This window comes from Anaerosalibacter bizertensis, from assembly GCF_009696605.1.
Classification (GTDB): domain Bacteria; phylum Bacillota; class Clostridia; order Tissierellales; family Sporanaerobacteraceae; genus Anaerosalibacter; species Anaerosalibacter bizertensis.
Map to the genome: position 1 here is coordinate 129,420 of NZ_VULR01000008.1, position 8,060 is coordinate 137,479.

Annotated in this window: 12 protein-coding genes; 11 read left to right on the forward strand and 1 reads right to left on the reverse strand. The window is 31.0% G+C overall.

The features are described 5' to 3' along the window. Positions 1-12: 12 nt before the first annotated feature. The 5 genes from FYJ27_RS07435 (at position 13) to FYJ27_RS07455 (ending at position 3,957) form a co-directional block, all read left to right on the forward strand. Positions 13-780, forward strand: coding sequence for a TatD family hydrolase (locus tag FYJ27_RS07435; protein ID WP_154484218.1), 768 nt, complete (start codon positions 13-15; stop codon positions 778-780). Positions 781-801: 21 nt separating this feature from the next. Next, a complete protein-coding gene (gene rnmV, locus FYJ27_RS07440; RefSeq protein ID WP_154484219.1) occupies positions 802-1,347 on the forward strand; it encodes a ribonuclease M5 in 546 nt (181 codons plus the stop codon). Further along, on the forward strand, positions 1,340-2,209 hold the full coding sequence (gene rsmA / locus FYJ27_RS07445) for a 16S rRNA (adenine(1518)-N(6)/adenine(1519)-N(6))-dimethyltransferase RsmA (protein WP_154484220.1): 870 nt from the start codon (positions 1,340-1,342) through the stop codon (positions 2,207-2,209). Before rnmV ends, rsmA begins: the two co-directional genes overlap by 8 nt. Before the next feature lie 28 nt (positions 2,210-2,237). Beyond that, positions 2,238-3,515 carry a hypothetical protein gene (locus FYJ27_RS07450; protein WP_154484221.1) on the forward strand — a complete coding sequence of 426 codons (1,278 nt, stop codon included), beginning with the start codon at positions 2,238-2,240 and terminating at the stop codon, positions 3,513-3,515. A gap of 73 nt (positions 3,516-3,588) precedes the next feature. Further along, the gene (locus FYJ27_RS07455; RefSeq protein WP_229775500.1) at positions 3,589-3,957 is read left to right on the forward strand and encodes an ArsR/SmtB family transcription factor; all 369 of its coding nucleotides are present in this window, start codon (positions 3,589-3,591) and stop codon (positions 3,955-3,957) included. A gap of 17 nt (positions 3,958-3,974) precedes the next feature. Here the strand turns inward: FYJ27_RS07455 and FYJ27_RS07460 are convergent, their stop codons facing one another. After that, a complete protein-coding gene (locus FYJ27_RS07460) occupies positions 3,975-4,262 on the reverse strand; it encodes a late competence development ComFB family protein (RefSeq protein WP_154484222.1) in 288 nt (95 codons plus the stop codon). Between the two features lie 208 nt (positions 4,263-4,470). Between FYJ27_RS07460 and FYJ27_RS07465 the strand changes: the two genes are divergently transcribed. The 6 genes from FYJ27_RS07465 (at position 4,471) to FYJ27_RS07490 (ending at position 7,898) form a co-directional block, all read left to right on the forward strand. Further along, positions 4,471-4,698 carry a glutaredoxin family protein gene (locus FYJ27_RS07465; protein WP_154484223.1) on the forward strand — a complete coding sequence of 76 codons (228 nt, stop codon included), beginning with the start codon at positions 4,471-4,473 and terminating at the stop codon, positions 4,696-4,698. 67 nt (positions 4,699-4,765) lie between these two features. Next, a complete protein-coding gene (locus tag FYJ27_RS07470; RefSeq protein ID WP_154484224.1) occupies positions 4,766-4,996 on the forward strand; it encodes a glutaredoxin family protein in 231 nt (76 codons plus the stop codon). Positions 4,997-5,124: 128 nt separating this feature from the next. Further along, positions 5,125-6,123: a dihydroxyacetone kinase subunit DhaK gene (dhaK, locus tag FYJ27_RS07475; RefSeq protein WP_226808794.1), complete on the forward strand. Its 999-nt coding sequence runs from the start codon at positions 5,125-5,127 to the stop codon at positions 6,121-6,123. Positions 6,124-6,154: 31 nt separating this feature from the next. Beyond that, positions 6,155-6,787, forward strand: coding sequence for a dihydroxyacetone kinase subunit DhaL (gene dhaL / locus FYJ27_RS07480; RefSeq protein ID WP_226808792.1), 633 nt, complete (start codon positions 6,155-6,157; stop codon positions 6,785-6,787). Positions 6,788-6,809: 22 nt separating this feature from the next. Then, on the forward strand, positions 6,810-7,208 hold the full coding sequence (gene dhaM, locus FYJ27_RS07485) for a dihydroxyacetone kinase phosphoryl donor subunit DhaM (RefSeq protein ID WP_154484225.1): 399 nt from the start codon (positions 6,810-6,812) through the stop codon (positions 7,206-7,208). A 204-nt stretch (positions 7,209-7,412) separates the two neighbouring features. Beyond that, the gene (locus FYJ27_RS07490) at positions 7,413-7,898 is read left to right on the forward strand and encodes a ferritin-like domain-containing protein (protein ID WP_154484226.1); all 486 of its coding nucleotides are present in this window, start codon (positions 7,413-7,415) and stop codon (positions 7,896-7,898) included. Positions 7,899-8,060 lie beyond the last annotated feature (162 nt).

Consider the following 8,060-nt stretch of genomic DNA (forward strand, 5'->3'; position numbering starts at 1 on the left):
AGGAGTGGAAGTATGCTTATTGATAGTCATGCACATTTAGATGATCCTAAGTTCAACAAAGATAGAGATAGATTGATTAAATCATTAAAACAAAATGATATATCATTAGTAATAAATGTAGGTGCCGATGTTTCCAGTAGTATAAAATCTGTTAAATTAGCAGATGAATATGAAAATATATATGCTGCAGTGGGGGTTCATCCCCACTCAGCAAAAGAAATGGATGATAGCACTATAGATGTTTTAAAAGCTTTTGCTAAAAGGGATAAAGTAGTAGCCATAGGAGAGATTGGGCTAGATTTTCATTATGACAATTCTCCTAGAGATATTCAAAGGAAATGGTTTATTGAACAGATCAAACTGGCAAAAGAATTGAATATGCCAATTATAGTACATTCAAGAGATGCAGATCAAGAAACCTTTGATATTCTTAAAGAGGAAGCAGATGAAAGATTGAGAGGTGTACTACATTGTTATTCTGGTAGTGCAGAAATGGCTAAAGATTATATAGACTTAGGCTTTTATATATCTCTTGCAGGTCCAGTTACTTTTAAAAATGCAAGAAAACCAAAAGAAGTAGCAAAAGTAGTACCAATGGATAAACTTCTTATTGAAACAGATTCTCCTTACTTAACACCAGAGCCACATAGAGGAAAGAGGAATGAACCACTTTATGTAAGACATGTAGCAAGTATGATAGCAGAACTTAGAGGAATGGATTTTGAAGATGTAGGAAGAATAACTAGTGAAAATACAAAGAGGCTATTTAATATAGATTAAAATCTGTAAGGAGATGTTATTTTGATTAAGGAAATAATAGTAGTAGAAGGAAGAGATGATATTCAAGCAGTAAAAAATGCAGTAGATGCAGAAGTTATAGCCACTGGAGGATATGGATTTGATAAAGAGTTTTTAAATAGATTGAAAATAATATCTGAAAAAAGAGGAGTAATTATACTTACAGATCCAGATTTTGCAGGAGATAAAATAAGAAGGGATATATCAAAGAATCTTAAGAATTGTAAACATGCTTTTCTACCTAGAGGTAAGGCACTGAAAAAAGGTGATATAGGGGTAGAAAATGCTAACGCTAAAGATATTTTAGAAGCTTTGAAAAAGGCTAGACCCGTAGTTACAGAAAAAAGGCAAGAATTTACTAAAGCTGATTTAATTGAATATGGATTGGTTGGAGTGGAAGATTCAAGAAAGAGAAGGGAATTTCTTGGCAAAGTATTGGGCATTGGATATGCAAATTCTAAACAATTTTTAAATAGATTAAATAACTATGGAGTTAAAAGAGAAGAATTTTTAGCTGGAATAGAGAGGATGGGTAGGGAAGATGGATAAAAAAAGGCTTTATTCCCCTAGTTATGTAAAAGAGATTATAGACAAGTACAACTTTAGATTTTCTAAAAGCTTGGGACAAAACTTTCTCATAGACGGAAATATTGTTAGGAAAATATGTGAAGAAGGGGAAGTTTCAAAAGAAGATGATATTTTAGAAATAGGTCCAGGTATAGGTACCCTTACAGAAGAGCTTAGCTATAAAGCTAACAAGGTAGTAGCAGTAGAGTTAGATAAGTCACTTTTTCCTATATTAGATGAAACATTAGCTGGATGTAATAATGTTGAAATAGTACCTGGAGATATATTAAAAATAGATTTACCTAAGCTATTTAGTGAGAAGTTTGAAAGTGAAAATATAAAAATTGTAGCCAATCTTCCCTATTATATTACAACCCCTATAATTGCAAGACTTTTAGAAGAAGAGTTGGATATAGATAGTATACTGGTCATGGTACAATCTGAAGTAGCAGAGAGAATGAAAGCTAGTCCAGGAACTAAAGATTATGGCTCATTGTCAGTATTTGTCCAGTATTATACCGACCCAGAAATAGTTCTTTCAGTTCCTAAGACTGCTTTTATGCCTAGACCAAATGTAGATTCTGCTGTTATAAAGCTGAAAATCAGGAAGGAAAAAATAGAATTAAAAGATAGAGAGATCTTTTTTAAAGTAGTAAAAGCAGCTTTTTCCCAGAGAAGAAAAACCATATTGAACTCCCTTTCATCAGGTTTAAAAACAGACAAAGCTACAATAAGGGCTATACTGGAAAAGGTGGATATAGATCCAAAATTAAGAGCAGAGAATTTAACAATTGAAGATTTTTCAAAGATTAGTGCAATATTACCCCCCTTTAACATATATTAATAATAGGATTTAAAAAGGGGGGTTTCTCTTGTCTGAAAAATTTATATACAGTAGAAAGTTTATTATCTTAAAAGAAGATTTTACTAATATACCAAAAATAAAGCCAAAGGGACATGGAATGATAGAAGCAAGAGAAAATATTGGCAAAATAAACGTAAATGTAGATAGGGGAGAAAAAGAACAGATTTATAATATCTATTTAGTTGGTTTAGATAATGGAGAAATTGTGGAAGTAAACCTAGGTAGAATCATTACTGATACTAAAGGAAAAGGTAAAATAGAAGGTACTTTTAATCCAAGAAATGTGAAAGGTTCAGGACATTCCATTAAAAAATTCACTTCATTGGTTATAAGACGTGGAATAAATATACTATTGACAGGCTATATTGATAAAGAAGATGGTGTATTGGATCGCTATATTTCTAGATTGGATGGTGTACAAAAAGAGAAATTAAAAGGAATAGAAGAAAAAGTAGAAAATGAGGAAGAATCTATAGTCAAACCAGAATTTTCAGAAGAGGAAAAAGTAGAAGAATTAGAGGAAGAACTGGAAGAAATAGAAAAACCCGAAGAAGTAGAAGAAAAAATAGAAATAGAAGAGTTAGAGGAAGAGGAAAGTACTTTAGAAATAGAGGACAGAGATGATTTTAAGGATATGGCAAAAGAAATAGAAGAAGAAAAAATAGAGACGATTTCAGAGGATATTGAATCAGATAAGGATTTAACTGAACCAGGAGAGGAAGAGGGAGATAAATTTGCAGAAGATTTAAATAACCATGAAATAGAAAATATAGAAGAAACACCAAGAGTTGAATCAACTTATAGCCAAAAGGATATATATTATATGAAGAGGCTAGACTATAAAAGACAAATGTCAGAATATGTACTAAGTATTTTAAGGTTCTTTCCTTATGTAAAACCTTTTAGAATAGAATTGAAAGGTTATGACTGGTGGAAAATAGACTATACTGGAGAAAATATACATAGAGGGTTTTTACCTTTCTATAATTATTTGTTCAATACCTATAATAGCTATCCTTTTATGAAAGATGCATCTACCTGTCATGAACTAATAAAGAAATATGGCAATTATCTATTTGGAATATATAGAGATGGAGGAGAAATAACATATTATATCTATGGTGTGCCTGGAAGATTTGATTCTTTAGAACATCCTTTTAAAGGGGTTACAGGATTTAATACATGGTATGAAACTGAAAATGGATTTGGATATTGGATTATGTATATAGATCCTCTAATGGGTAAAGTCATCTATCCTTTGAACCCTATGATACCATCATATTAGTAAAGTATGGTATAATAAATATATATAACCTGGTGAAGGGAGGATAGTCTGCAACTTTGTTGCAGTATTTAAATTGAAAAAACCAAATGAAGATAAAGAAATATGTCAAGTAAGTGCATCAGATGCCAATGAACTGGAAAAAATAAAGAAGACTATGTTAGAAGAAGAAAAGATAAACCTTCTTTCTCAAACTTTTAAAGCATTGGCAGATCCAACTAGACTTAAGATAATATACGTTCTTTCAAGAAGTCCATTATGTGTATGCGATATAGCACAGCTTTTGGACATGACTCAATCGGCTATATCTCATCATTTAAGGCTTCTTAGAAATTTAAAATTAGTTAAATTTAAAAAAGAAGGAAAAATGGTTATCTATTCATTAGATGATTACCATGTATTAGAATTGTTTAGTCAAGGACTAGACCATGTGAACCATCAGTAAACATAAAAAAATGAGGGCTAGAGACTTTCCCTCATTTTTTTATTACCTTTGTTATGAGAATTGTTTGATACAATCTGTATAGCTTCTGCAACCTTTGCAAGTACAGATATTTTTCTTTGCCTATCTAGAAGAAAAGCTTTTTTTTGACCTTCATCTATAGAAGATAAAAAATATACTGGTGGCAGATTGTTAAGTGCAATAGACTTAATATCATTTATACAATCATCACATGTACAAATATCATAATCTTTAATTATATCCTTAAGTGTTTCCGACACTAATAATTCCATATAATTTTTTACCATTATCTCACTTCCTTCCTAAAATGGCACTATGTCAGTATACCATATAATACATAAGGACTACAAGCTCTGGGACTTTAGAACTATAAAAGCTACTTTTTTTCAAAAAAAGAGATATTTCAAATTGATTAAAGGTATATTTATCGGGTAATATAAAAATGATTGGTATAATAATATATCATTTGAGTAAAATTATGAGAGGAGACTTATTATGAAGAATATAACTATTTATACCACTAATGCATGTCCTTACTGTATTAAGACAAAGGAGTACCTTGCAGAAAAAGGTATAAAATATGATGAAAAGAATGTACAAGAAAACTCTCAAGCTAAAAATGAATTGCTGTCTATGGGCTATCGTACAGTTCCAGTCCTAATAGTAGGAGATGAAGAAATAGTTGGATTTGATAAAAGTAGAATAGATAGAGCTATAATGTAAAGATGCCCTTGACAATCATACCCCTAAGGGGTATAATCTATATAGATGAATAAAAGGAGGAATTTAAATGGCAAATGTAACAGTTTATTCAACAGACACATGTCCACATTGTGTAGCAGCAAAAGAATATCTTTCTCAAAAGAATGTACCATATACTGAAAAAAATGTTCAAAAAGACGTAAATGCTAGAAAAGAATTAATGTCTATGGGTCACATGGGAGTACCAGTAATAGTTGTTGATGGTGAAGAGGTAGTAGGATTTGACAGAGCAAGATTAGATGAATTACTTAATCTATAAAAAACAATATAACCTTTGAGAAAAAGAAAAGGAAGGGTCTGATTAACCTTTCCTTTTTTATTTTTAAGTGGATTTTATTATAAAAATGGGTAAAATATTAATAATTTAATAATATAGGGGGTATTATTGTGAAAAAGATTATTAACAATCCAGAAAATGTTGTAGATGAAATGCTTCAAGGAATTGTGAAGGCTCATCCGGAACATTTAAAAAGATTAGAGGGCTTTGATGTATTAGTAAGGAAAAACTCACCAGTAAAAGATAAGGTAGCCCTTGTAAGTGGTGGTGGAAGTGGACACGAGCCATCTCATGGAGGATTTGTGGGAGAAGGTATGTTAGATGCAGCAGTAGCAGGAGAAGTATTTACATCACCAACTCCAGATCAAGTATTTGAAGCTATAAAAGCTGTAGATAGTGGCGAAGGAGTACTTCTTATTATAAAAAATTATTCTGGTGATGTAATGAATTTTGAAATGGCTAAGGATATGGCAGAAATGGAGGGTATAAAAGTAGAAACTGTAGTTGTAAATGATGATGTGGCAGTAGAAGATAGTACTTATACTACAGGAAGAAGAGGTATTGCTGGTACAGTTTTAGTCCATAAGATAGCTGGCGCAGCGGCAGAAAAGGGAATGGACTTAGAAAATGTAAAGAGAGTAGCAGAAAAAGTTATTACTAATACTAGATCTATGGGTATGTCCCTTACTCCATGTACAGTGCCACAGGCAGGGAAGCCTAGTTTTGAATTAGAAGAAGATGAAATGGAAGTAGGTTTAGGAATCCATGGAGAACCAGGGATTTATAAGAGAAAGATAATGAATGCAGATGAAATTACAGAACTACTATTAGAAAAGATTTTAGAAGATATAGAAGTTAAAGAAGATGAAGAAGTAGCAGTATTAGTAAATGGACTAGGTGGAACCCCTATTATGGAACTATATATTGTAAATAGAGATTTACATGAAATATTAGAAGAAAAGAATATTAAAATATATAAGACATTAGTAGGTAACTTCATGACTTCTTTAGAGATGGCTGGATTTTCTCTAACTGTGTTGAAATTAGATGATGAATTAAAAGAACTTTTAGATTTTAAAGCCAATACACCAGCTCTTAAAATGATTTAGAAAATGGAATAAAATATAAAGAGGTGATAGTTTGATAACTTCAGATATGTTATTGAATATAATAGAAAATATGGCCCATGTTATGAAAGAAAATAAAGAGTATTTAACAGAATTAGATGCAAAGATAGGTGACTCAGACCATGGGATTAATATGGATAAAGGTTTTAGTGCAGTATTGGAAAAATTACCAAGTCTAAAAGGGCAGGACTGTGGAACTATATTAAAAACTGTAGCTATGTCATTGATTTCTAAAGTAGGCGGCGCTTCAGGTCCATTATATGGAACTGCCTTTTTAAAATCTGCAGGAGTCGTGCAAGGTAAAATGGAAATAAATAGTCAAGATGCAGTAGCTGTATTTGATGAAGCTATAAAAGGAGTAAAAATGAGAGGAAAGGCAGAAAAAGGAGATAAAACCATGTTAGATGCACTTATTCCTGCTTATGAAGTATTTAAAGAATCTATTGAAAAAGGAGAAGATATGGTTAAAGCATCTTTTAAAGCCCAAGAAGCAGCTTATGATGGTGTGGAATATACAAAAGGAATAATTGCAAGAAAAGGAAGAGCTAGTTATCTAGGAGAAAGAAGTATAGGCCATCAAGATCCAGGAGCTACATCTAGTTATTTATTATTAAAGACTATATGGAACACTTTAGACAAAGCTTAATTGTATTTTAGGAGGTTTTTATATGATAGGCATAGTTATTGTATCTCATAGTGAAAAAGTTTCTAAAGGCGCAGTAGAATTGTGTTATGAAATGGCAGATGAGGATTTAAAAATAGTATCTGCTGGTGGTACTGAAGATGGAAGAATAGGAACAGATGCCTTTTTAATAAAAGAAGGAATTGAAAAGGTCTACACTGGGGATGAAGTAGTGATAATAGCAGACATAGGAAGCTCAATAATGAATGCAGAAATGGCAATAGATATGTTAGATGAAGAAATGAAAGGAAAGGTTTTAATATTAGATACTCCCATCGTAGAAGGAAGTATAGCAGTAGCAGTACAGGCTTCAATATCCAATAATATAGAAGACATTATAAAAGCAGCAGAAGACGCAAAACAAATGAAAAAAGTGAATAACTAAAAGATATCTAACTTATTTTTAACTAAAATGTGCTGTATTTTTAGATACAGTACATTTTTTATTTACATAGCTATTATTAATTCAGTTATATATAGGTTATGGTAGAGTAATAGTTTCAAATGAGCTAATAAGGGTATATATATTCATATGGATATTATGTATTATATTGGCATTACTTAAATTCTAGTTAAAGGAGGGGAGTATATGAATTCCTTAGAATTTGCTATTAAAATGGAAGTTGATGGAGAAAAGTATTATAGGGAACAAGCAAAGAATAATGAAGACAATAGTTTAAAAACTGTATTTTTAAAGCTTGCAAATGATGAAAGAAAACATGCTAATTTTCTAAGAGGCGAAGCTACAGAGTCACTAGATGATTTAGAAGAAAATGATTCTTTTAAGGAATATAAAAACATTTTTCAAGGATTAGATGACTATAAAAATGAAATTAAAACTGTACCAACTCAATTAGATGTTTATAGAATGGCTTTAAAAAGAGAAGAAGAAAGTATTGAATTGTACAAAGATATGTTAGAAGAAGCAAATACTAAAGATGAAGAAAGGCTATTTAAATTACTTATAAAAGAAGAATCAAATCATTATAGAATAATAGAAGACATAGTCCATCATTTAAACCGTGCAGAAGAATGGGTAGAAGATGCTGAATTTGGATTAAGAGAAGATTATTAGAAATGAATAAAAAATTTTAAAAAATAAAAAACTAAGGGGCTGTTTCATAACTGATTTATCAGTTATGAAATGCCTCTTTTTTTATGTTCAAGTTAACAACTGAAGTACCTAAGTTTCTATAAATTCAAATATATTTTTCTTAGTCTAATTTTAGGTATAGCA

What these genes read in the sequence shown, in the direction of transcription:
- FYJ27_RS07465 (WP_154484223.1), top strand. Translation starts at nt 4,471, where the DNA reads ATGAAGAATATAACTATTTATACCACTAATGCATGTCCTTACTGTATT.
- FYJ27_RS07435 (WP_154484218.1), top strand. Translation starts at nt 13, where the DNA reads ATGCTTATTGATAGTCATGCACATTTAGATGATCCTAAGTTCAACAAA.
- dhaM (WP_154484225.1), top strand. Translation starts at nt 6,810, where the DNA reads ATGATAGGCATAGTTATTGTATCTCATAGTGAAAAAGTTTCTAAAGGC.
- FYJ27_RS07490 (WP_154484226.1), top strand. Translation starts at nt 7,413, where the DNA reads ATGAATTCCTTAGAATTTGCTATTAAAATGGAAGTTGATGGAGAAAAG.
- FYJ27_RS07470 (WP_154484224.1), top strand. Translation starts at nt 4,766, where the DNA reads ATGGCAAATGTAACAGTTTATTCAACAGACACATGTCCACATTGTGTA.
- FYJ27_RS07460 (WP_154484222.1), bottom strand. Translation starts at nt 4,262, where the DNA reads ATGGTAAAAAATTATATGGAATTATTAGTGTCGGAAACACTTAAGGAT.
- rsmA (WP_154484220.1), top strand. Translation starts at nt 1,340, where the DNA reads ATGGATAAAAAAAGGCTTTATTCCCCTAGTTATGTAAAAGAGATTATA.